Raw genomic sequence first — 23,608 nt, 5'->3', positions numbered from 1 at the left:
ATATGTGCACAAGGAGAGTTCATGAACGTCGACGAACTGGTCGCCATCGACGTGCACACGCACGCGGAGGTCTCCGCGGACGGGCACGCCTCGCTCAGCGACGAGCTGGCCGGAGCCTCGGCGAAGTACTTCAAGGGGCACTCTCGGCCCACCATCGCCGAGATGGCCGCCTACTACCGCGAGCGCAGGATGGCGGCGGTGGTGTTCACCGTCGACGCCGAGCACGCCACCGGGCATCGGCGCATCTCGAACGAGGAGGTCGCGGCGAGTTGCGCCGCCCACGCCGACGTGCTGATCCCCTTCGCCAGCGTCGATCCGTGGAAGGGCAGGGCCGGTGTCCGCGAGGCGCGCCGGCTGGTGGCCGAGCACGGGGTGCGTGGTTTCAAGTTCCATCCGAGCGTCCAGGGCATCGCGCCCGACGACCGGGTGGCCTACCCGCTTTACGAGGCGATCGAGGAGATGGGCGTGCCGGCGCTGTTTCACACCGGCCAGACCGGCATCGGTGCCGGCCTGCCCGGCGGGGGCGGGATCCGGCTGAAGTACTCCAACCCCATGCTGGTCGACGACGTCGCCGTCGACTTCCCCGAGCTGCGGATCATCCTCGCCCATCCGTCCTTTCCCTGGCAGGACGAGGCTCTGGCGGTCGCCACGCACAAGCCGCAGGTCTACATCGACCTGTCGGGGTGGTCGCCGAAGTACTTTCCCCCGCAGCTCGTCCGGTACGCCAACACGCTGCTGAAGGACAAGGTGCTCTTCGGATCCGACTACCCGATGATCACGCCGGATCGATGGCTCGCCGACTTCGACGCCCTCGACATCAAGCCCGAGGTCCGCCCGAAGATCCTCAAGGACAACGCCGTGCGCCTGCTCGGGCTCGGCACCTTTTAATGCTGGGCAAAGGATTGACGTCCGTCACAAAAATGCCTAACCTCCGGGCAAGCAAGCGCAGTAGCTCGCTCTCGGACTGAGGAGCTCAGTCATGACGAACCCGTCGGTCTTTCCCCCCAACCAGGTTCAGCTGCGCCGCGCGGTGGCCTCCAGCTTCCTGGGCAGCGTGATCGAGTACTACGACTTCCTGCTGTACGCCACGGCCTCGGCGGTGGTCTTCAGCAAGATCTTCTTCTCCTCGCTCGACCCGCTCACGGCCACGGTCGCCAGCTTCGGCACCTTCGCCACGGGGTACCTCGCCAGGCCGCTCGGCGGAGTGATCTTCGGCCACTTCGGCGACCGGCTCGGCCGCAAGCGCATGCTGGTCTTGACCATGACCCTGATGGGTGTCGCCAGCTTCCTCATCGGCGTGCTGCCCACCTACGAGCAGATCGGCGCCCTGGCCCCCGTCGCCCTGGTCGCCCTTCGCGTACTGCAGGGCGTGGCCATCGGCGGCGAATGGGGAGGCGCCGTGCTGATGTCGGCGGAACACGCGAGCAGCCGCCGCGGCCTGTGGGCGAGCTTCACCAACGCCGGCGCCCCGTTCGGCATGGTGCTCTCCACCGGCGTGCTCAGCGGCACCGCGGCCGTCGTGGGTGAGCAGGCCTTCCTGAGCTGGGGCTGGCGGGTGCCGTTCCTGCTCAGCATCCTCCTGCTGGGGGTCGGCCTGTTCGTCCGGTTGCGGGTCGAGGAGACTCCCGTGTTCGAGGCGGCCGGCACCGGCGGCCGCGCCGCCCGGATGCCGTTGCTGGAGGTGTTGCGCAACCACCCCAGGACCCTGCTTTTGGGGGTGGGTGTCGGGCTGTCGGCGTTCGTGGCCCAGGGCACGCTGACCACCTATCTCATCGCCTACGGCGTCCGGACCGGTTTCACCCGCCAAGCCGTGCTGAACGGCCTCACGCTCTCCTCCGCGCTCGCCGTGGTGAGCATCATCGCCTGGTCGGCGCTCTCGGACCGGGTCGGACGCCGTCCGATCGTGCTGGCGGGCGCGCTGCTCATGGCCGCCTTCGGCTTCGTGCTGTTCCCGATGGTGAACGCCGGCAGCGTCGCGCTGCTCGTCATCGCGCTGGTGCTCGGCCAGGCGCTCATCCACCCGATGATGTACGGCCCGCTCGGGGCGCTGTACGCCGAGCTCTTCCCCACCAGGAACCGCTACACCGGCGCCTCGCTCGGCTACCAGCTCGCCGGACTCGGCGCGGGTCTGGGCCCGCTGCTGTTCGCCCAGCTGGACGCCTCCTCCGGGGGCGGCAGCACAACGACGATCTCGGTGATCATCGCCGCCTGCTGCCTGCTGACCGTACTGTGCGTGCTGGCCCTGCGTGAGACCAGTGGCGACGACCTCACCTCCGGCGCCCCGGCGATCCGTGCCGCCACCGATGCGTAACGCCGGGCTCGGCGGCTGGCCCGCCCGCCGAGCCCAGATGAGCCCTCAGCGCACCGCGTTCGTCCTCGCGGGCCGATCCGTCAGCTACGCCGACGTCCACCGGCGGGCGACCCGCCTGGCCTCACGGATGCGCGAGGAGGGAATCGGGGCGGGGGATCGAGTCGCCTACCTCGGCCCCAACCACGTCGCCTTCGCCGAGACCATGTTCGCCACCCACCTGCTGGGGGCCGTCTTCGTCCCGCTGAACTTCCGGCTGACCGCGCCCGAGATCGGCTACATGCTCCGCCACTCGGGCGCCTCACTGCTGGTGTACGACCCCGGCTGCGCGCAGACGGTGCGCGCCCTGCCCGGACCGTACACGCTCGTGGCCCTGGGCTCGCCCGCGCCGGGGGAGCACGACTTCGAGACCTGGGCGTCGCGGGGCGAACCCGATCCCATCGACGTCCCGGTGGCGCTCGACGACCTCGCCCTCATCCTCTACACCTCCGGCACGACCGGCAGCCCCAAGGGGGCGATGCTCAGCCACGCCAACCTGGTGTGGAACTGCTTCAACATGATGGTCGGCGTGGATGTGACGAGCACGGAGGTGACGCTGATCAGCGCGCCGCTCTTCCACGTCGCGGCCCTGAACCAGACGCTGCTGCCGACCTTCCTCAAGGGCGGCACCTCGGTGATCATGCCGTCCTGGGACGCCGAGGTGTGCTACGACCTCATCGAGAAACACCGGGTGACGTGGATGTTCGGCGTCACCACGATGTTCGCCGACTTCGCCAGGTCACCGCGCTGGGCCGAGGCCGACCTGTCGTCGCTGCGCACCCTCATGGCCGGCGGCGCGGCCATCCCCGTGGCGCTGATCCGCACCTACCAGGAAAGGGGCCTGGTCTTCTGCCAGGGCTACGGACTGACCGAGACCGCCCCCGGCGCGACCTTCCTGGAGGCGGGCGAGAGCGTGCGCAAGGCGGGCTCGGCCGGGGTGCCGGTCTTCTTCTCCAGCGTGCGGGTGGCACGCCCCGACCTCACGACGGCACCGGTCGGGGAGCCGGGCGAGGTGCTCATCCAGGGGCCGAACGTCACCCCCGGCTACTGGCGGGACCCGCAGGCCAGTGCCGCCGCGCTGACCGAGGACGGCTGGTTCCGCTCCGGCGACATCGCGATCATGGACGAGGAGGGCCATCTGAGCATCGTCGACCGCATCAAGGACATGTACATCTCCGGCGGGGAGAACGTCTACCCGGCGGAGGTCGAAGAGGCGCTCTTCGCGCATCCGGCCGTGGCGGAGGCCGCCGTGGTGGGGATGGCGGACCAGAGATGGGGAGAGGTGGGCCGCGCTTTCGTCGTGCTTCGTCCCGGCGCCGGCGTCGCCCCCGGCGAACTGACGGGCTTTCTGCGTTCCCGGCTCGCGAAGTACAAGATCCCCGTCCGTTTCGAGATCGTCGACGCGCTGCCGAAGACGGGGTCGGGCAAGATCCGCAAATCCGAGCTCCGCGACCGCCCCTTGCCCGGATAATCGGCAGACGACGCGAGGTGGCCCGCTCACAGCTCCCACAGTCCTTTGCCCAGCGTGGTGAGCCCGCCGCCCAGCGCGAGCAGCAGCACCACCAGCCGGGCCGGCCTTTCCGGAACCCGCCGAGCCAGTGCCGCGCCGATCGCCGAGCCCGCCGCGATCGAGGCCGCGACCAGCAACCAGACCGGGGCGGGCAGCTGCGGCACGCCTTTGGCCGTCACGGAGAAGGCGTTCACCACCACCCCGTAGAACTGGGCGTTCGGCACGAACTCCCGTACCGTCCAGCCCGCGTTCACCGCGTACAGGGAGACCGCGGGGCCGCCCACTCCGGCCGAGGAGTTCATGAACCCGCTCGCGGCACCGGCGGCCACCGCGCCTTTGACGCCGCGCAGGGCCGGCACCCGGGCACCCCACATCACCAGCGCCACGGCCACGCTCACCAGCACCCCCATACCGGCCAGCAGCACCGGCTCGGGCAGGCGGGCGGCCACCCAGGCCCCGGCCGGTACCGTGCAGGCGGCCGCGACGACCAGCGGGACCATCGCGGCCAGGCGCACCTGGCGCCAGGTGCCGGCGAGGCCGACCGCGCTGATGGCGCCGGCCGCGCAGTTGGCGAGCACCACGCCCTCGGCCGGGCCCAGCAGCAGCACCAGCGCGGGCACCGACACGAGCGCGAACCCGATTCCCGCCAGCCGCTGCACCGAGGCTCCCGCCACCATGATGACGCCCAGCACGAGGACGACCATCAAGCCACTCGCCACGACCGGCTCCTCGCGGGTTCTCTTCACCAGTGATTTGGTACAGCTTTCCCTCGCGCGGCGAGGGTGATCAACGGCTTTTTCTCCGTCCCGGCCGGCCTCGGCGCGATCCGTGCGCCGCTCACCCCCGCTGGTGGTGTGCGAGCAGCTGGGTGAGCAGACGGGTCAGGACCTGCCGGTCCTCGGCCGCGAGCGGTCCGAGCAGGTCCTCCTGCGCCTTGTCGAGCGCCCGGTCCAGGCGCCGCAGCTGCCGATCACCCGCCGGGGTGGGGGTCACCAGGTTGCGCCTTCGGTCATCGGGGTCCGGTGTCCGCTCGACCAGGCCCTGCCCGGCCAGCTCGTTGATCGCCGCCACGACGTCACTGCGGTCCATGTTGCACCGGCGGCCGAGCTCGGCCTGACTGGCCACCCCGAACTCCTCCAGCGCGGCCAGGATCCGGTAGTGGTATCCGCGCGCCCCCACCTCGGCGAAGCCGTCGGAGGCCAGGCGGTGGGCGTGCACCGCCAGCTGGGTGAGCAGCCAGCTCGGCTTCGCAGCTAGGCGGGCGGGTGTTTTTTCCACACCAGCCACCATACATCGTTGGTATGACCAATAAATCTGTATATAGTGGGCGACGCCAACGTTGGTCACGCCAACAAAACGATGCCGGCCACGACCGTCTGAACACGCGAGAACCGATCACTTTCCGGCACGCCGCGGACACCCGCGCGAGCGTGGTTCGAAACCGGCACCCGCCGCCCCTCGCCGTCCGCACCGACCTCATCGACACCGGCCCGTCCGAACATCCGGGCGCCGGGCGAATCCCCTGGAGCCAAGACCATGATCAAGCCGTTCCGCATCGACATCCCCCAGGCAGACCTCGACGACCTGGCCGACCGGCTCTCGCGCACCCGCTGGCCCAACGAGGTCGCCGAGGCCGGATGGGACTACGGCTTCCCGCTGGCGCGGCTGAAGGAACTCGCCGAACACTGGCGCACCGGCTACGACTGGCGGGCGCACGAGGTCAAGCTGAACGAGCTCGCGCACTTCACCACCGAGATCGACGGCCAGAACATCCACTTCGTCCACGTCCGCTCTCCGAGGCCGGACGCGCTCGCGCTCGTCCTCACCCACGGCTGGCCGGGGTCGTTCCTGGAGTTCCTCGACGTGATCGAGCCACTGTCGCGCGACTTCCACCTGGTGATCCCCTCCATCCCGGGCTTCGGCTTCTCCGGGCCGACCCACGAGCGCGGCTGGGACATCGTCCGGGTCGCGCGGGCCTGGGCCGAGCTGATGCGCCGTCTGGGGTACGAGCGCTACGGCGCACAAGGCGGCGACTTCGGCTCGGGCATCTCGATGGCGCTCGGCTCGGTGGCACCCGAGCAGGTCGTCGGGGTGCACGTCAACTACCTGCCGACCCGGCCGGACCCCGACGCCGGCCTTGAGTTGTCGGAAGCGGACGAGGCCCGGCTGGAGAAGGTCAGGCGGTTGATGGCCAACCGCCCGCCGTACCAGGCTCTGCAGGCCACCACCCCGCAGACCATCGGTTACGCGCTCACCGACTCGCCGGTCGGCCAGCTGGCCTGGATCGCCGAGCGCTTCGCGCAGTGGACGGACCCGCGCTCGCGGATCGGCGACGAGCGGATGCTCACCGACATCTCGCTGTACTGGCTGACCGCCACCGCGGCCTCCTCGGCGCGGCTGGCACGTGAGGCCGCGCGGCGGGTCGAGCCGTGCCCGGTGCCGGTCGGCGTGGCGGTGTTCGCGCACGACATCACGCAGTCGGTGCGACCGCTGGCCGAGCGGCTGTACGACATCAGGCACTGGTCGGAGTTCGAGCGCGGTGGCCACTTCGCCGCGATGGAGGTGCCGGAGCTGCTCGCCGGGGACGTCCTGGACTTCTTCACCCACATCAGGTAGGGGTCCGACGAACCATGTTCAGTGCCACCTCTCTTGATGCTCGGGGCCGGAACGGATGCCGGACCGGCGCCGGCTGCCTCAGGTGTGGGCAGGCTTGGTGACTCCGAACCACCGCCGCAAGGCTGCCCGGAGTGTCGCGATCTCCGTGGGATCGGGCCGGGGTGACGCGGATGCCCAGGCCACATAGCAGTCCGGTCGAAGGAGCAGGGCGGTGGGCGCGGGGGCCTGGGAGCGCGCCGTGACGACATCGACCTGGTCGTGCCGCAGGGCGAGGGCCTTTGCCAGCGACGCCTCTTCGGTCAGGTCGAGCAGCAAAGGGCGTGCGGTTGTGGTCAGCTCGGCCAGCCGGACCGGACCGGCCGGGGTGTGCAGGTCCAGGTCCGGGGCGAACCGTCCGGTCAGAGGATGCGCCTCGCCTGCGCCCATGTCGTAGCGGACGTCGGCGCCCGCGGTGAGTTCGGCCAGGCGCCGCACGGTGTCCGGGTCGCGGAGCAGTTCGGTGAACACCTCGCGCAGTCCGGTGACATCGCTGCCGGGGGCGATCAGGGCCGCCTGCGCCTGCGCGTTCAGCACCATGCGCCGGGCGGCCGATCGCCGCTCCGTCTCGTAGCTGTCCAGCAGTCCGGACGGGGCGCCCGCCCGGATCTCGGTGGCGAGTTTCCAGCCGAGATTGACCGCGTCCTGCAGGCCGAGGTTGAGCCCTGGACCGCCCCCCGTGGCGGCGTACACGTGAGCGGCGTCGCCGATCAGGAACACCCGGCCGTCGGCGAAGCGTTCGGCGACCCGGGTGTTACCGCCACTCAGCCGGCGCAGCACGTGCGGTCCCTGGCCGTCGGGCGGGCCGAGCGGCACCTCGACGCCGAGCACGCGGCGGATGCTCGCCCGTAACTCCTCCAGGCTCATCGAGGCCTCGGTCATGGGCTGGTCCCACTCCGTGGTGCTGAGCAGCGGCGGGTGGCCGGGCATCGGCGCGTAGGAGAACCCTCCGTGCTCGGTGCGGTGGGGCATGAACGGCGAAACGGCGCCGTAGCCGGGCACGTTCAGCGCACCGGTCGCGGGATCGACCCGGTCCGCCGGGACCGTCACATGCGCCGAGCGCACGGTCATCCGGTCGTAGGTGACTCCGGGGAATCCGATGCCCGACAGCTTGCGGGTGACGCTGTGGGCTCCGTCCGCGCCGACAAGGTACCGGGCCCGCAGGTGGTAGGTCCCACCCGGGCCCGCGACGTCGACGGTGACCGCCTCGTCGTCCTGCGACAGGCCGACGACCTCATGTCCGCGCCGGATCTCCACGCCCAACTCGACGGCGCGCTCCTGCAGAACCTGCACGATGCGTCGCTGCGGCACCGGCAGGGCGTAGACGGGGCTGTCCTCCAGCAGACTCAGGTCCAGGCCCAGCGCGCCGAACATGAAGTAGGCGGAGTTCGGCCGTGGCGGCTCCGGGCTGCCGCTGAGACGTTCGTACAGCCCCCGGCGGTCGAGCAGCCTGACGACCTGGCCGAGCAATCCGTTCGCCTTCGGTTCCTCGCTCGGCTCCGGCAACCGCTCCAGCACGACCGGCCGGACCCCCGCCAGGCTCAGCTCGCAGGCCAGCATCAGCCCGTTCGGACCGCCGCCGACGATGACGACATCCGTGATCATGTGCACTCCCTTGTTCGCCCGAGGTGAGAGGACGCCCAGGCTAGGAAAAAAGTTGCGTGTAGGCAAGTTTGCGTACACGCATTCAAGGTGAGATGCTGAGACGGTGACGACGAGACGCACGGGGCTGCGCGAGCAGAAGAAGCAGGCCACCCGAGAGGCCCTGCGCACGGCGGCCCTGCGGCTGGCTCTTGAGCGTGGACCCGACAACGTGCGCGTCGATGACATCGCCGAGGCCGCCGGCGTCTCACCCAGGACGTACAACAACTACTTCTCCAGCCGCGAACAGGCGATCGTCGCCGCCGTCGCCGGCGAACGGGAGGCGCGGGTCGCGGCGGCGGTGACCGGCCGGCCCCGCGGCGTCGGCCTCGCCGACGCCGTCATCGAGGCGATCGTGGATCAGTACACCGCCCCGGACGAATCCGGCCAGGGCGCGCTGCTGCTGATCACCACCCGCCCCGCGCTGCGCGACGCGTTCGTCGAAACCACCACCGCGATCGAGCACCCCCTCACCGATGCGATCGCCGAACGTCTCGGCGACGGCGACCCGCACACCGCACGGGTGCTCGCGGCGAGCGTGGCCGCCGCGGTTCGCGTGGCGCTCGAGCAGTGGCTGCAGACGACCGTCTCGTCCTCCACGACCAGCGGGCTCGTCGTGCCGTCCGGCTCACTACCGGACCTCCTTCGCGCCACGCTCGCCCCCCTCACACCCGCACTCGACGTCGCCGAGCAGCGAGCACTCCGCCACCGGCGTCGGTGAACTCCCTTCCCGGGAAACGGCGCCCCGGCAGCCAGCGGATACCCGGCGATATGCTCTATCTCGGTGAGTGGAAGCCGCCGATCTTCTGCTCGAGCAGTTCGGCCAGCCGCAGCGGGGTGCGGTCCTCGAACATCGGACCGATGAGCTGCACTCCCACCGGCAGACCCTCGGGGGACCGGCCCGCCGGTACGGCAGTGGCCGGCAGGCCGGGCATGGTGGCCAGACCGGCCCAGACGAGCTGGTCGAAGTACGGGTACTCGACGCCGTCGATGTCGATCCACCGTTCCAGCGGATTGGGGCTGTGGTCGTGCGGGAACGCGGGCGTCGGCGTGATCGGACACACCACGACATCGAACTCGGCGAACAGTTGCCGCCAGCCGTGGCGGTGGACCTCGCGACGGTTGTCCGCCTCCATCCAGTCGCGGTGGCTGAACACCATGCCGCGCAACCGCACGGCGTCAAGACTGCGGTCGTCCGCGCTCAGTCCGGCGGCGCGGGTCCGCAGCCGCTCGTGCGATTCGACGGGAAAACGCGCGACGGAGCCCGAAACCAGCAACTGCATGTAGAGCATCGCGGCTTCGGTCAGATCGGGCAGCAGCGGACTGCGCCGTTCGACGCGGGCACCGCCGTCGACGAGCGCGTCTGCCACCCGGTTCACGCCCGCCCGCACAGCGGACCCGGTCGAAATCAGCGGATGCTCCTCAAGGACCAAGACCCGGAAATCGCAGAGCCGCTCGTGGCGGGCGGGCGGCAGCGTCAAGTCGTGCGCCACGCCGAGCGTCAGCGGGTCCGGTCCGGCCATGACGTCGAGCAGGAGCGTGAGGTCACGGGCGGTGCGCGCCATCGGGCCGACGACGGCGAGGTCGAGGTCGATCGGCAATGCCGGCTCGGACGGCGGGACCATACCGCGGTTCGCCGCCAGTCCGAGTGTCGGCTTGTGCGCGTAGACACCGCAGAAATGCGCGGGGGTGCGCAGCGAACCGGCGAGGTCGGAGCCGATGGACAGCGCGCCGAACCCGGACGCCAGGGCCGCCGCCGATCCGCCGGAGGATCCGCCCGGCGTGCGACCGTGATCCCACGGGTTGTTGGTGGTGCCGTGGATCTCGTTGAAGCTCTGTATGTCTTGCAGCCCCAACGGCACGTTGGTCTTGCCGAGCACCACCGCTCCCGCGGCCCTGAGTCGCGACACCTGTACCGCGTCCTCGGCCGGCATGTAGCTCCGGTGCGCCGGCATGCCCCAGGTCGTGGGCAGCCCGGCGACGTTGTACGACTCCTTGACCGTCACCGGAATGCCGAGCAGCGGCCGGTCCTCGCCCCGGGCGCGCGCCAGGTCGGCACCGTGCGCGGCGGCCCGCGCACGGTCGAAGTCCGGTACGCAGATCGCGTTGATCGCTTTGTCGTCCCGCTCGATACGGGCGATCGCCTCGTCGGCCAGTTCCACCGAGCTCACTTCACCGGCACGCAATGCAGCTGCGAGGTCTTCGGCCGCTTGAAAGTTCCATTCCATGAATTTGACTCTAATGGCGTGTCGCGAACGCTCATCCCCCCGCAAGTCGCCCGCATCATCCGGAAAGTCGAAACGGCCGCCTTTATCCGTCGAAGTCACACACCCGTTCTGCTGGCCAAAGGCGGCTTTTCGCAGTTCAGCAAGGTCGGCAGCAGGTCAGAGCCCTTGGCGAGGGCATGAAATTCCGTTTCGCGCAACGAGACGGATGTCTCAACGCCCGTCATATCTCTCGCCGGCCACAGGCTATTCGCTCGACCGTAGGCCATAGCGCGCGGGAATTGTCCAGTAATCCGGTTGACTCTTTTTAAACGGGTTGACCATTGGTTGGAGACATAGGTGTGGGTGGACAGCACCTGGCCGCCGTGAATGACCGTGTTCCGGCCGCCCGTGCCATTGCCGCGGGCGGCGCGGCGGTCACGTCGCCGGGCACGAACCCGAGCCAGGGCGGGGTGCCCGGCTGGACCGGCATGCCCAGCCGGTCTACCGGTCCCCGCCCCTTGCCCGGATCGACGAAGGCCACACTCGCCGTCGGCGGCGTGAAATACCGGATCGACTCATCGCCGGTGAACTCCGGGGACGAGCGCGGCTGCTCCAGCCGCTCCTCGGAGAACATCTTCTCGGACGACGCACCACCTGTACCTGCCGTACCGGACGAAACCGGAACGAACGTAGCGGCAGTGATCAGCAATCCGTCAAACGCGGCCGTCGCCGCAGGTCAGATACTACTTCGTGGGGAATTTCCTCGTCACTACCAGGACCTCTCTTCGTCAGGACTCCGGCTGCCGCTCGCCCAGGCCCTGGAACCGGCTCTCGATGAAGTCGCCCCACGTCGCGTCGAGCGTCACCACCTCACCGTCGACCATCTTCCACTGGGGTGCCTTGTGCGGAGGGTAGGCGAACAGCACCGACGACAGACGTTCGTAGCCGGACGGCATGGGCTTGGTGTGCACCCGGTGCGTCGACGGCCGAAAACGCCCGTCGGAGGCACTCGTCAACATCCGGCCGATGTTGCACAGGACCACGTCGGTGCCGGCGATCACCGGCTCCACCCAGGTGCCGTCGTGCAGCACGTACTGCAGCCCCTGGTCGGAAGGCGGCAGCTGCAGGCCGAGCATCTGGATGCCCGAGTGCTCGTGCGCCAGCACCTCGCGGTCGCCCACGTCCCGGTAGCGGATCACCCGCAGGTTCGTGGCCTCCCGCGACAGGTCCAGCTCGGGGGTGCCGGGCGCCATCATGCCGCGGACGACCTCGCCGAACAGGGAGATCAGCCGGAACGCGGTGTCGAACACGCCGGCCGCCGCCGCCCCGAACGCCGGGAAGGCGCGCAGGACGTCACCGGCGCCGGGCGGCTGGTCGGCCAGCAGCGCCCCGCTGACGTGAATGAACTCCTTGGGATCGGGCACGCCGTTGGCCAGGCGCGGGATCTCGGAGTTGTAGGGGAAGAACCCGTGCGTGCCGCCGACGGACAGCTGGGGTACCGACGATTGCGCGTAGTCGGCCAGCCGCGGCTCCGCCGATCGGCACGCCGAGGCGAATTCCTCCATCATGGTGCGGACGCGTGCGCCGAGGCCGGGGACCTCGGCGGCCATGAAGCCCCAGTCGGTCAGCTGGGTCCTGATGGCCTGCGCCGCCTTCTGCATGTCGGCGTCGAGATCGTCGGCGCGCACGAGGGGAACGCGACCACTGAGTTCCATGGGGGGGACGTCCATTGTCGCTCCACTTCTCTTCGGTCACTGCGGGGTACGGGCGATATGCGAATTCGGGAAGGGCGGCGGTGCCGCCCTTCACCTGACCGCCGGGTTGACGCGGGGGACACCGGTGGCGGAGCTGAGTCCCAGCCGCTGCGCGACCAGCGCCACCTCCGTCCGGTTGGAGCAGTCGAACTTCACGAGCAGGTTCGAGACGTGCCGTTTGACGCCGTGGATCGAGATGCCCATGGCGCGGGCGATCTGGTTGTTGCTCATTCCGCGCAGCAGCAGGGCGAGCGCCGTGTGCTCGCGCTCGGTCAGCCGGTCGGTCAGCTCGGCGCCGGCGGTCTGGGGGGAAGACGCGACCGGCGGCGCAGACGGCGACACGGACGGCGCGACCGGCAGGGTGGGCAGGTCGCCGCTGAGCAGGTGCGCGAAGGCGTCGGACAATCCGGCGACGTTGACCACGTCCCACAGCAGGCAGCCGTCGACACCGTGGTCGCCGGCGACGGGGGACAGGTGGCGCGCCTCCTCCGTTCGCATCAGTGCCAGCACCCTGGTGCGGCCACAGGGCGTACCGGCGGCGGCCACCACCTGCGGCACCGTCGCGACCGGCAGCACCACCACGTCGAAGTCCCCTCCGCCGAGCGCCTGGCCGGCCTCCGTCACGCTTCGGCCGACCGTCGCCCTGACCACGTGCGGTACCCGGCACAGCAGCAGCGGCAGCCCGTAGAAGGAGATCTCGTCCTCGGCCAGCCAGAAGACGGACAGGATCCGGCGGCGGCCGAAAAGAGGCGCGGCGATCCGCTCGCCCGCATCCATCGTTCTCGTGCTCATCGCATGATCCTTTCTGTCGTTGAGGTCATCGCCCGCGCGGGGCGAGGGTGGTGACGAAGTGCCGGTAGAACCGGTCGGCGTCGACCGACCGGGCACAGCGGACCGCGCGCCCGCCGGCACTTCGTACGATTCGTCCCTGGCTCGCGCTCCGGGTCACGACATCGCAGCGCACCGTCTCGAAGGTGCAGATGTCCTGGTCGGCGAGGTAGGAGGTGGTGAGGCTGTCCCAGCAGCAGTAGGGCAGCCCGGTGGTCTCCAGCGTGCCGAAGGTGAGCGCGAGCAGCGACCCGGCCAAATCGCTCACGTGCTCGCCGTACGCACGGCCGAAGATCTCGACGAAGTCGGCGGTCACCGGCACCCGGTTGGTCACATCCAGCGGGAACATGGTGATCGGCACGTCGGAGTCGAACACGCACTTGACGGCGTCGGGATCCCAGTAGACGTTCCACTCGCCGGTGCCGTCGTGGCCGGGCTGGTGGACGTTGCCCGCGACATCCAGGGCGCCGCCCATGAACACGATCTCCTCGATGCGCGCCGCGAGCCGAGGGTGGTGCTTCAGGCACCAGGCGATGTTGGTCAGCGGGCCGGTGGCCAGCACGGTGACCGGTCCCGGCGCCTGCGCCAGCCAGGTGGCGAGCTGCTCGTGCGCCGGGGGCGCCTGACCTGTGGGGACGGTGCGGCCGCGCTGGTTGAGCACGGGCAGCGCGTCCGCCCGCAGGGCGTCGATCCGCCAGGCGAGCGGAAAAGGGTTGCGGCCGGGCAGCACGCCCAGCGCCGTCGGTACGTCCCGGCCCACCAACGCGAGGATCTTGCGGGTGGCCGACAGGCCGGGCGCGGGCAGGCAGTCGGCCGGGGTGACGGCGACACCGCGCAGATCGACGTTCTCGTAGCGGGTCAGCAGCAGCAGCGCCAGCAGGTCGTCGGGCGCGCCGTCGTGGTCGAACACGACGTGGCGGCGGCGCGCGCCGGTCACAGTGCCGGTCACAGTGCCGGTCACAGTGCCGGTTACCGGGGGGTCAGTCACGGCGCCTCACCAGGTGGAAGGAGAAGTCGGTGCCTCGGTGGTAGTCCTGCGAGAACAGCAGGGGCCGCCCAGCGCTGTCGTGGTGGGTCTGGATGAGCAGCAGCCACGCGCCGCCGGCCTCGGTGCCGCCGATGCGCTCGGCCTGCGCCGAGTCGAGGGTGACGGCACGGACCTGGGTGACCGCGTACGCGATCGTGTGACCGTGCTCGGTGAGCAGCTGAAACAGCGACCCGGACCAGTCGACCTCGTCCAGCGGGAGACGGACGAGCCGACGCGGAAACAGGTCGATCGAGTAGAGCAACGCGTCGTCGCGGTGCCGGCGCAGCCGCTCCAGGCGCACGATCGTCTCACCGGGCGCCAGCCGCAGCACCTCGCGCTGATGGCGGTCCGGCTCGACCGAGGCGACGTCCAAGACGGTGTCGTCGGCGGTGAAACCGCGGCTGGCGAGCATCTCCGTCACGCCTTCGAGGCGGGTCAGCGGACGATCCAGGCTCGGCTGCGCGGTGAGGTAGCGGCCGTCGCCGTGACGCGCCTGGATGACGCCCTCCTGCTCCAGGAGCTTGAACGCCTCGCGGATGCTGGTGCGGCCCGCGTCGAAGAGGTTCATCAGCTCGTTCTCCGACGGCAGCTTGTCGCCCGGGCGCAGGCCCTGCTCGACGATGAGGAGGCGGAGCCGGTCGCGGATCCTGACGGCCAGGGTGTGCGGTCGTGGTGTCATGGGGATATCTCCTGCGCCGGTGGACCGTGGAGAGGGGCTAGGCCGAGCTCTCCGGCGGACGGGTAACTGGGCGCGCAGAAACGGCGCGTGACCGAGACTGCGGCCACCCTGCAGGCGAGTCGGACCCCGGCCGCCAGGCTCAGCCCGGCGCGCAGGGTGGCGGCCAGCGTACCGGTGAAGGCGTCGCCCGCTCCGGTCGTGTCGACAGCGTCCACGCGGGGTGCGTCGACCAGCATAGTGCCGTGATCGTCGCTCATCTCGGCCCCCCGCTCGCCCCGGGTGACGATCACGGTGCCTCCTTTCGTACGAAGGCCCAGGGACCGCGACGAGTCCGCGGTGCGGCCGCCGGCCAGCACGCCCAGTTCTCCTTCGTTGAGCACCACCACGTCGGCCCTGCTCAGCAGGTCCGCCCCGTCGGCTCCCAGGAACGCCTCGGCCGGGCTGGGGTTGACCAGGACGCGGACTCCCGGCGAGACGGCCGCCGCGGCCGCGCACGAGGTCACCACCGGAATCTCGCCCTGCAGGACGAGAACCGACCCGGCCGGCAGACGCGCGGCCGCCGCGGCCGCCCGCTCCGGGGCCAGCAGGTCGGCCGCCCCCGGCCAGGTCATCACGATCTGCCGCCCCTGGTCGTCGACGTAGACGAAGCTGCGCCCGGTGGCCACGCCCTTGGCGATCGCGCAGTCGTCCACCTCGACGCCGTCGGCCCGCAGCGCCGCCAGCGCCGCCGAACGGTCGGCGTCCTCGCCCAGGCAGCCGGCGAAACGCGCGGGCGCGCCGAGCCGGGCCGCCGCGACCGCCACGTTCGCCGCCTTGCCGCCGTGCGCGGTGGCGTACTCGGCGGCGTTGACGCTCTCGCCGGCCGCCGGCAGACGGCCGCCGAACATGTAGAGGTCCAGGGTGTAGGCGCCGAGCGCGAGCACGGTCACTGGGGCACCATCTTTCTCGCGGCCACCACTACGGCGCCTGGTGAGGGGATCGGGCGAAAGGCGGGGTCATGCGCCCAGCCCCACCGCGCACGGGGCGATGCTGTCGGCGTCCACCGAGACGCGCACGTCGGGGTGCCGGTGCGCCAGCGTGACCGGGAGCGACACCTCAGGTTCGGTCGTCAGCAGCAGCACGCGGACGATGTACCGCTTCCACGCGCCGCCGTCGGTGATGAGGTGCAGCCGCCGGGCGGAAAGGATCTCCGCCATGCCCAGCGTGATGGCCATCGGCGGGATGGGCTGGGTGTAGCCGCCGGTCAGGCGGTGCGAAAGGGCCACGAGCGTGTCGTCGAGCAGGGTGACGATCCGCGTGGTGGATGCGGCGAACTCCTCGACGGTGTACTGGTGCCAGCGGCTCGAGGGCGGCTCGTTGAAGGCGAGGTGCCCCCGGTAGCCGAAGCCCGCGAAACACGTGTCGGCCCCGCCGACCTCGCGCAGGCGGGCGCCGTAGGCGTCGGGGTCGAGGACGTCGGGGTAGACGACGTTGCCGGGGTGAGGGCGCAGCGCGGGGTCCAGCAGCTGGTAGAGGTTGCGGTCGCAGTAGCCGCGGAAGCTGAACGGGTGTGACGGCTCGACGGGGCGGCCCTGCCAGTCGAGGAACTCGTCCATGTGGAAGGCGTGCACCTCGGCCCAGCTGATGCGCTCCTGGTTGCAGATGCGCGCCAGCAGCGGATAGTGCGCCTTGGGGCCTACGGGCAGGATCCAGCGGGTGGGTTCGCCGCGCAGGTTGTTGTCGCGCAGCTCGTCGGCCATCTCACGGGCCAGCCGGTGGTAGAGGGCGGCGGTGTCGGGATACACGGTCACCGGGTGCCGCGCGATCGCCGTGAGCGTCGTGGCGGGCATACTCAGGTGCTCCTCGGTGAGCTCACCGGAGGTGCGGGGATAGGGGTAGGCGTGCGCCTTTGTCCTGACGAAGGTCACGTCACTCCTTGGAGGGTTTCGGTGAAAGGAACCGGGACAGGACGTTTCGAGTGACGCGCCGCACGTCGCCGTCACAGCAGGCGAGGCTGGCCACCCAGTTGACGGATCCGGTGGCGAAGACGGCGCCGCCCGCCCGGGTCAGGCGCAGCGTCATGTCGGCGCGGACGGCGTCCGCGCCGAGGCGGGCCTCCTCCGGCGCGTTCTGGTAGTGGCCGCTGTGCCCGCCCGCGGACGTGGCGAGCAGCAGGGTGCCCGGAGGGGTGCCGAGGTCGGGGTCGGCGCGGTCGATCTCGTCTCCGGCCGCGCCGCCGAGAGCGAGCCCGTGGCGGCCGATGACCGGATCGGAGATCCCGGCGAACACCCAGGCCGCCTCGGCGCGGTAGCTGTCGGGCAGGCGGGTGAAGCCGGGTGCCGGGCCCCAGCCCTGGGCGGTGAAGCCGACGCCGAGCAGTCCCTGGGGTGCCAGGCCGCGCTCGCGCCACAGCCCGCCGGGCTCCCCGGTGGAGGTGAGGACGTCCTCTCCGGGCTCGTTGTCCCACCAGGCGCCGGTGTGGCCGCGGCGTACCTCGATCGCGTTCGGGTGGCGTGGGTCGACGCCGGTCACCCAGTAGAAGCCGTTGCCGCCCAGGTACATGAGCCGTCCGCCGCCGGACACGTACGCCGCGACGGCCTCGCGCTCCGGTGCGCTGACGTACTCGGGGTGGCTGCCGGTCAGCACGACGCGGTAGCGCGCCAGCAGGGCGGCCCCGCCGGTGTGCACGTCCTCGTCGGCCAGGACGTCGAAGGCGAAGCCCTCGGCGTGCAGCCAGCGCAGCAGCAGGAGGTCGGCGGCGAAGTGCCGGGGCGCCCCGGTCATCCACCACCGGTAGTCCGGCGTGTGGTTGAGCACCGGGCGCCGCCCGCAGGAGTGGTAGACGGGGCCGCCCTCGCGTCGCTGGTCGTACAGGGACAGACCGAGGTCGCGGTGGGCGTTGAGGTAGACGTCGGTGCCCGACAGCTCGATGCGCCGGTCGGTCACGTGCGAGTAGTCGCCGAAGTACTCGGCCTCGCTGGACTGGCGGTGGTTGGCGTAGGCCAGGTAGGTGAACGTCGGCAGGACGACCGCGATCGGGCGCGCCGGGCCGGTGGGGGCGACGACGAGCGGGACGACGTGGGAGTCACCGTGGGAGTCACCGTGGCAGTCGCCTCCGGCGCGCACCCGCACGCCGAGCACGGTCGAGCCGGCGTCGGCGGGTACGGTCACCGCGCACGTCCGCGGCCAGCGGGCGTCGTCCAGGTCTTCGGGGCTGAGCTGGAGGGCGGTGCGGCTGCCGTCTTCGCCGGGGCCGACGAGCCCGGCGAGCGGCCGGTTGACGGCGCGGGCGTGCCGGGCGTTTCCGCTGACGTCCGCGACGACGGGGCCGCCCGGATCGGCGGCCGGGTCCCACAGGGCGAGCAGACCGGTGCCCAGGTGCCCGGCCAGGGCCGGGCCGGTGGTCAGGCCCGTCAGGGTGTCGCAGTCGCCGGGAGTGAGCGCGTCGCCGGTCAGCAGGGGCAGCGCCAGGCGCCCGGCGTACGGGTCGCGGTGGCCGGAGCCCGCGCCGAAGCGCAGGGTCGCGGTCGCCGGCGGCAGCGGCAGGTCCGCCCGGTGCGCGGAGGCGTCGTCGCGCACAGCTCCTCGGATGGCGAGGCGCAGCCGGGTGCCGCGGGGCTCCGCCGTCCAGGCGGCCACCAGCAACGACCACGCCCCCTGGGGGAGGACCGAGCCCGCTCCCGCACGCAGGACGCCGGATCCGGTCTCGAGGGCGGTCTCGGGGCGCCCGGTCTCGTCCAGGGTGATCAGCAGCCGCCGGTCGCCGGTGTCCAGCTCCGCCACGACCTGCCGGGCGCCGGCCCCGTGCGGGCGCAGCCACAGCGCGACGCTGCCCCGGGCGGGGGCCGGCACGCCCGCGGCCTCCAGGTGGGAGCCGGTCAGCAGGCGCCGCGGCTCGACGGTGACCGGCATCGCCTGGCCGAGCACGGTCTGGCTCACCAGGTCGACCACCTCGACCTGCGCGGCTCCGGCGGGCCCGCTCGCGTGCACGCTCACGCGCTGTCCGGGCGCTGCGGACCAGCGGTCCAGGTAGGCCAGCACCCGGGGGCGCGGCACGTGCGTCATGGTCAGCCACCTCCCCGCCGGTAGGGCAGGCCGACATAGGCGGGCATGCGCAGCCGCTGGGCGACCGTGGCCAGCACCAGCAGCGTGGTCAGGTACGGCGTGACGTAGATGAGCTGGGTGGGCACCGAGCCGGTGTTCTGGAAGAGCGCGAAGGCGGCCGCGCCGAGCAGGGCCGCGCCCGCCGCCAGGCGGGGCCGCCGCCGCGCGACGACGATCGCCGCCGCCCACGCCAGCATCGCGCCCAAAAGCAGCAGGGTGTGCACCGCGCTCGCCTGGCGCAACTGCACGGCGTCGGCGTAGCCGAACAGCAGCGCCCCGCCCGCCGTGCCGACCGGCCGCCAGTTACCGAAGATCATTGCGGCGAGGCCGATGAAGCCGCGCCCGCCGGTCTGGCCCTCCTGGTAGAGGCCGGAGGAGACGGTGACGAGGTAGGCGCCGGCCAGACCGGCCAGAGCGCCGGAGACCAGCACACCGCAGTAGCGCATCCGCTGGACCGGCACGCCGAGCGAGTCGGCCGCGGCCGGGTGCTCCCCGGCCGAGCGCAGCCGCAGCCCGAACGCGGTGTGCCACAGGAGCACGACGCTGACCGGGACGAGCACGACGGCGGCCACGGTGAGCCACGACACCTCGTGCAGCAGCCCCCGCAGCAGGCCGGCGGCGTCCGCGAGGAGGAAGACGCCGCCGCGTTCCAGGTCGCCCAGCAGGTCGCCGCCCGCGCCGCCCGCCAGCAGCGGCACGCTCACGGTGCCGACCTCGCCCGTGACGGGGGGCGACTGGGTGGCCCCGGCGCCGGGCAGGCCGGCGAACACGACGACGCACAGAAAACGTGCCACCCCCGCCGCCAGGATGTTGACGGCGATGCCGCACACCACCTGGTCGACGCCGAAGGTGACGGTGACGACGGCGTGCAGCAGTCCGGCGGCGGCGCCGCCCAGCATCCCGGCCACCACCCCGGCCCAGACGCCGTGGAAGTGGCCCGCCCACGCCCCGCACACCGTCCCGATGATCATCATGCCCTCGATGCCGAGGTTGGCGACGCCCGCGCGTTCGCTCCACAGTCCGCTCAGGGCGGCCAGCCCGATCGGCACCGCGAGGCGGAGTGCGGCGCCGACCATGCCGGAGTCGGTGAGCGCCTCGCCGGTGAGGGCGCGGACGCCCGCCACCGCGAGCAGCACGAGCAGGACGATCAGCAGCGGCCGCCGTGTCAGCGCGTTCACGAGACCCCTCCCGGCGCCGGGGCCGGTATGGCCTCGGGCTCGGTGCGCGCACGCACCAGCCGTGCGGCGCGCCGGCGTTCGGCACGGCGCACCACCTCGTGCGCGACCACGACACTGATCACGATGACGCCCTGCATGATCGTGACGATCTCCTTGGGCACGCCCTCGATGTCGAGGATGAGCGCCGAGCGCTCCAGGAAGCCGAAGAGCAGGGCGGCGAGCGCGATGCCGAGCGGGGTGTTGCGGCCGAGCAGGGCCACCGCGATGCCGGTGAAGCCCGCCCCGGCGGGAAAGTCCAGGCCGAAGTGGTAGGCGGTGCCCAGCAGGTGGGGCAGCCCGGCCAGTCCGGCGATCGCGCCCGAGACGAGCATCGTCACAACGATCATGCGGCGGGGATCGACGCCGTGGACGCGGGCCGCCGCGGCGTTCAGCCCGCTCATCCGCAGGTCGTGCCCGAACAGCGTCCGGGTGAGCAGCAGGTGTACGGCCACCCCCAGGAGCGCGGCACCGAGCACGGCCCCGCCGAGGCTCGCGCCGCCCGGGAGCGTCACCCCGGCCAGGGCGAGCAGGCCGTTCAGCTCGGGCAGGCGGGCCGAGGGTGGCAGTTCCGAGGTCGACCCGGTCGTGCTGCCGGCGGCGAACACCTCGGCCAGCAGGTACGCCACGACCCCGGTGGCGACATAGTTCAGCAGCAGCGTCGACAACACCTCCGACACACCGCGCCAGACCTTGAGCAGCGCGGCGAGCGCGGCCCACACGGCCCCGGCGAGCATGGCGACCGCGCACATGACGGCCACGTGCAGGGGCGCCGGCAGGTCCAGGTGCGCGCCGGCCGCCGCGGCCAGCAGCGCGGCGAGGCGGTACTGGCCCTCCACGCCGATGTTGAACAGGTTCATGCGGAACGTGACGGCCACCGCGAGACCCGCGAGGAAGTAGACGACCGACCGGTTGACGGCCGAGACCAGCGAGTCCGGCCGCGCGCCGAACTCCAGCATCGTCACATACGTCCTGCCCGGCGACGCGCCCGCCGCGGCCAGCAGTGCCGTGGCCACGACGAGTGCCAGCAACAGCGCGAGCGCCGGCGCGGCGAGCACGCGCGGCACCTTCCCGGCCCGGGCGGTGATCGCGTTCATCCTGTGCCCGTCATCAGCCGGACCAGGCGCGGACGGGTGAGCTCCGCGACCGGCAGGGCGGGCGTCAGCCGGCCGCGCAACATCACCTGTACGCGGTCGCTCAGGCCGAGCACCTCGTCGAGGTCGGCGCTGACCAGCAGGACGGCCAGGCCGGCGTCGCGGGCCTCGCGCAGCAGATCCCAGATGACGGCCTGGGCGCCGACGTCCACGCCGAGGGTGGGGTGGGCGGCGAGCAGCACCTGGGGGCGGCCGCGCAGCACCCGGCCGACGACGAGTTTTTGCTGGTTGCCGCCGGACAGCGCGGCGGCGGGGACGTCGGGGGAGGGGGCGCCGATGCCGAGGCGGGCGCCGATCTGTCCGGCGACCTCCCGGGCGGCCGCGCGGTCCAGGCGCCACCGGCTGCGGCGGCGCAGGTCCTCGCTGCCCAGCATGACGTTCTCCCACAGCGTGGCGGGCAGCGCCAGGGCGTGGCGGTGGCGGTCCTCGGGAATGCACGCCAGTCCGAGGCGGCGGCGCCCGCGCACGCCCAGCCGGGTGGCGTCACGGTCGCCGAGGCGCACGGTACCGGCCGTGGTCTCGCGGGTGCCCACCAGCGCGTCGATCAGCTCGGACTGCCCGTTGCCCTGGACGCCGGCGATGCCCAGGATCTCGCCCTTGGCCAGCTCCAGGGTGGCCGCCTGGACGGCGTCGGTGCGCACGCCGTCCAGGCGCAGCACGACGGGGCCCCTTTCTGTGCGCCCGCCGCGGGCGGCGGGCGGCAGGTCGCCGCCGGCGATGAGCCGGGTGAGCACGCCCGGGTCGGCGTCGCCGGCGGCGAACTCGCCCACGGCGGTTCCGGCGCGGATGACGGTGATGTGATCGGAGACGCTGAGCACCTCGTCGAGCTTGTGCGAGATGAACAGCACGGCCAGGCCCTGAGCGCGCAGCTCGGCGAGGCTGGTGAACAGGCGCCGCACCTCGCCGGGCGCGAGCACCGTGGTGGGCTCGTCGAGGATGAGGAGGCGCGCGCCCCGGTACAGGGCCTTGAGGATCTCCACCCGCTGCCGCTCGCCCAGGCCCAGGTGCTCGATCCGGGCGCCGGGGTCGACGGCCAGGCCGTACCGCTCGCCGAGGTCGCGCAGAGCGCGGGCGCTCGTGCGGCGGTCGAGCAGCCCTCGGCGCGAGGTCTCGGCGCCCAGGATCACGTTCTCCAGCACGGTCAGGTTCTCGGCGAGCAGGAAGTGCTGGTGGACCATGCCGATGCCGGCCGCGATGGCGTCGGCGGGCGACCGGAACCGCACGGGGACGCCGTCGAGCAGCAGGTCGCCGGAGTCGGGGCGCTCCTCGCCGTACAGGATGCGCATGAGGGTCGACTTGCCGGCGCCGTTCTCGCCGACCACGGCGTGCACCTGGTCCGGCCGCACGAGGAGGTTCATGTCGCGGTTGGCGGTGACGCCGGGGTAGCGCTTGGTGATGCGGCGAAGCTCGACGAGCGGCACGCCCGGGGAGGTCGTCGAAGGCCGCCTCACGGGACGACCGGCACGTCGATCTCGCCGGCGATGATCCGCTTTCTGATCTCGTCCAGCCGGGGCCGGATGTCGGCGAGGTCGGAGCCGGTGGTGGCGTAGCCGACGCCGTCCTCGTCGAGGCCGAACTCGCGCAGCCCGTAGACCGCCTTGCCCGCCGCCTGCTCCTCGATGACGCGCCGCACCGCGACGTCGATCTGCTTGGTGGCGCTGGTGAGGATCACCTCCGACAGGTCGGGGGCGACGGTGCGGCGCTGGTCGACGTCGACGCCGATGGCCCACTTGTGTGCCGCTTTGGCCGCCTGGAAGACGCCGAGCCCTGAGGCGCCGGCCGCGTGGTAGACGATGTCGGCGCCACTGTCGTACATGCCGCGGGCGGCCTCCCGCGCCTTGTCCGGGGAGGAGAATCCACTGAAGTCGGGCGGCTGCGTCATGAAGACGCTCGACAGCCGGATCTTCGGGTCGATCGCGCGGGCGCCGGCCGCGTACCCGGCCAGGAACTTCTCCTGGGGTGGCGTCTGCACGCCGCCGACGAAGCCGATCCGTCCGGTGGCGGACTTCAGCGCCGCCGCGGCCCCGACCAGGTAGCTGGCCTGCTCCTCGCGGAACACCACGTTGGTGACGTTGGGCAGCTTCACCGTCGCGTCGTCGATGATGACGAAGTGCGTCCGCGGGTAGGCGGGCGCGACCTTCATGAGCGGCTGGGCGTAGAAGAAGCCGACGGCCAGGACGGGGTTGTGGCCCGTCTCGGCCAGGAGGCGCAGGATCTCCTCCAGGTCGGAGCCGGCCGCGTTCGGGCTCAGCTCCTTGACCTCGATGCCCAGCGAGGCCTTGGCCTGATCAACGCCCGCCCCCGCGGAGTCGTTGAAGGACTTGTCGCCGCGCCCGCCTCGGCTGTAGGCGACCCCCACTCGCAGGTCGGCGGCGGTGGCCTCGTTCGCCCCCGCGTTCTGGGCGGTTCCCTGCGAGCCTCCACAGGCGACGAGCGTGAACAGAAAGCAAAGGGCGATTGACGACCGGGCGAACAGGCGGGTCATAAGCACCTCCCAAACCGGAGCTTTGAC

Annotated in this window: 20 protein-coding genes; 5 read left to right on the top strand and 15 right to left on the bottom strand. The window is 71.6% G+C overall.

Annotated elements, in window-relative coordinates; all coding sequences use genetic code 11:
- The first annotated feature begins 21 nt into the window (after positions 1-21).
- The 3 genes from ABZ664_RS33515 (at position 22) to ABZ664_RS33505 (ending at position 3,818) form a co-directional block, all read left to right on the top strand.
- Entirely contained in the window at positions 22-888 is an 867-nt protein-coding gene (locus ABZ664_RS33515; RefSeq protein WP_362519122.1) for an amidohydrolase family protein, read from the top strand.
- A 91-nt stretch (positions 889-979) separates the two neighbouring features.
- Positions 980-2,311, top strand: a complete 1,332-nt coding sequence (locus ABZ664_RS33510; RefSeq protein ID WP_362519118.1) for an MFS transporter — start codon at positions 980-982, stop codon at positions 2,309-2,311.
- Positions 2,304-3,818 carry a long-chain fatty acid--CoA ligase gene (locus ABZ664_RS33505; protein WP_362519115.1) on the top strand — a complete coding sequence of 505 codons (1,515 nt, stop codon included), beginning with the start codon at positions 2,304-2,306 and terminating at the stop codon, positions 3,816-3,818. Before ABZ664_RS33510 ends, ABZ664_RS33505 begins: the two co-directional genes overlap by 8 nt.
- Positions 3,819-3,844: 26 nt before the next feature.
- Here the strand turns inward: ABZ664_RS33505 and ABZ664_RS33500 are convergent, their stop codons facing one another.
- Complete coding sequence (locus ABZ664_RS33500) at positions 3,845-4,603, bottom strand: sulfite exporter TauE/SafE family protein (protein WP_362519112.1); 759 nt, start codon at positions 4,601-4,603, stop codon at positions 3,845-3,847.
- Between the two features lie 91 nt (positions 4,604-4,694).
- On the bottom strand, positions 4,695-5,135 hold the full coding sequence (locus ABZ664_RS33495; protein WP_362519109.1) for a MarR family transcriptional regulator: 441 nt from the start codon (positions 5,133-5,135) through the stop codon (positions 4,695-4,697).
- A 258-nt stretch (positions 5,136-5,393) separates the two neighbouring features.
- Here ABZ664_RS33495 and ABZ664_RS33490 point away from each other — a divergent pair, with 258 nt between their 5' ends.
- Positions 5,394-6,473 (top strand): epoxide hydrolase family protein, encoded by a 1,080-nt coding sequence (locus ABZ664_RS33490; protein WP_362519106.1) that lies wholly within the window; start codon positions 5,394-5,396, stop codon positions 6,471-6,473.
- 78 nt (positions 6,474-6,551) lie between these two features.
- On the opposite strand, the gene ABZ664_RS33485 is transcribed toward ABZ664_RS33490, so the two are convergent.
- A complete protein-coding gene (locus tag ABZ664_RS33485) occupies positions 6,552-8,114 on the bottom strand; it encodes an FAD-dependent oxidoreductase (RefSeq protein ID WP_362519104.1) in 1,563 nt (520 codons plus the stop codon).
- 103 nt (positions 8,115-8,217) lie between these two features.
- Here ABZ664_RS33485 and ABZ664_RS33480 point away from each other — a divergent pair, with 103 nt between their 5' ends.
- Positions 8,218-8,871 (top strand): helix-turn-helix domain-containing protein, encoded by a 654-nt coding sequence (locus ABZ664_RS33480; RefSeq protein ID WP_362519101.1) that lies wholly within the window; start codon positions 8,218-8,220, stop codon positions 8,869-8,871.
- Positions 8,872-8,926: 55 nt separating this feature from the next.
- On the opposite strand, the gene ABZ664_RS33475 is transcribed toward ABZ664_RS33480, so the two are convergent.
- The 12 genes from ABZ664_RS33475 to ABZ664_RS33420 form a co-directional block, all read right to left on the bottom strand.
- On the bottom strand, positions 8,927-10,378 hold the full coding sequence (locus ABZ664_RS33475; RefSeq protein WP_362519098.1) for an amidase: 1,452 nt from the start codon (positions 10,376-10,378) through the stop codon (positions 8,927-8,929).
- Between the two features lie 767 nt (positions 10,379-11,145).
- Positions 11,146-12,087 carry a hypothetical protein gene (locus ABZ664_RS33470; protein WP_362519095.1) on the bottom strand — a complete coding sequence of 314 codons (942 nt, stop codon included), beginning with the start codon at positions 12,085-12,087 and terminating at the stop codon, positions 11,146-11,148.
- A 75-nt stretch (positions 12,088-12,162) separates the two neighbouring features.
- Positions 12,163-12,903, bottom strand: a complete 741-nt coding sequence (locus ABZ664_RS33465) for a LuxR C-terminal-related transcriptional regulator (protein ID WP_362519092.1) — start codon at positions 12,901-12,903, stop codon at positions 12,163-12,165.
- A gap of 25 nt (positions 12,904-12,928) precedes the next feature.
- Positions 12,929-13,888, bottom strand: a complete 960-nt coding sequence (locus ABZ664_RS33460; RefSeq protein WP_362519088.1) for a nucleoside hydrolase — start codon at positions 13,886-13,888, stop codon at positions 12,929-12,931.
- Positions 13,889-13,919: 31 nt separating this feature from the next.
- Positions 13,920-14,645: a GntR family transcriptional regulator gene (locus tag ABZ664_RS33455; protein WP_362519085.1), complete on the bottom strand. Its 726-nt coding sequence runs from the start codon at positions 14,643-14,645 to the stop codon at positions 13,920-13,922.
- Complete coding sequence (locus ABZ664_RS33450; protein WP_362519082.1) at positions 14,642-15,574, bottom strand: PfkB family carbohydrate kinase; 933 nt, start codon at positions 15,572-15,574, stop codon at positions 14,642-14,644. The genes ABZ664_RS33455 and ABZ664_RS33450 overlap by 4 nt, the downstream gene beginning before the upstream one ends.
- 66 nt (positions 15,575-15,640) lie before the next feature.
- Positions 15,641-16,552, bottom strand: a complete 912-nt coding sequence (locus ABZ664_RS33445; protein ID WP_362519079.1) for a hypothetical protein — start codon at positions 16,550-16,552, stop codon at positions 15,641-15,643.
- Position 16,553: 1 nt separating this feature from the next.
- The gene (locus ABZ664_RS33440) at positions 16,554-18,689 is read right to left on the bottom strand and encodes a N,N-dimethylformamidase beta subunit family domain-containing protein (RefSeq protein ID WP_362519076.1); all 2,136 of its coding nucleotides are present in this window, start codon (positions 18,687-18,689) and stop codon (positions 16,554-16,556) included.
- A gap of 2 nt (positions 18,690-18,691) precedes the next feature.
- On the bottom strand, positions 18,692-19,906 hold the full coding sequence (locus ABZ664_RS33435) for an ABC transporter permease (RefSeq protein ID WP_362519073.1): 1,215 nt from the start codon (positions 19,904-19,906) through the stop codon (positions 18,692-18,694).
- On the bottom strand, positions 19,903-21,039 hold the full coding sequence (locus tag ABZ664_RS33430; RefSeq protein ID WP_362519070.1) for an ABC transporter permease: 1,137 nt from the start codon (positions 21,037-21,039) through the stop codon (positions 19,903-19,905). The genes ABZ664_RS33435 and ABZ664_RS33430 overlap by 4 nt, the downstream gene beginning before the upstream one ends.
- A complete protein-coding gene (locus tag ABZ664_RS33425; RefSeq protein ID WP_362519067.1) occupies positions 21,036-22,547 on the bottom strand; it encodes an ABC transporter ATP-binding protein in 1,512 nt (503 codons plus the stop codon). The genes ABZ664_RS33430 and ABZ664_RS33425 overlap by 4 nt, the downstream gene beginning before the upstream one ends.
- Positions 22,544-23,581 (bottom strand): BMP family ABC transporter substrate-binding protein, encoded by a 1,038-nt coding sequence (locus ABZ664_RS33420; RefSeq protein ID WP_362519064.1) that lies wholly within the window; start codon positions 23,579-23,581, stop codon positions 22,544-22,546. Before ABZ664_RS33420 ends, ABZ664_RS33425 begins: the two co-directional genes overlap by 4 nt.
- Positions 23,582-23,608 lie beyond the last annotated feature (27 nt).

This window comes from Streptosporangium sp. NPDC006930, from assembly GCF_040635605.1.
Taxonomy (GTDB): Bacteria; Actinomycetota; Actinomycetes; order Streptosporangiales; family Streptosporangiaceae; genus Streptosporangium.
The sequence above is the reverse complement of the archived record's forward strand: the minus strand, read 5'-3'. Positions and strand labels throughout refer to the sequence as shown.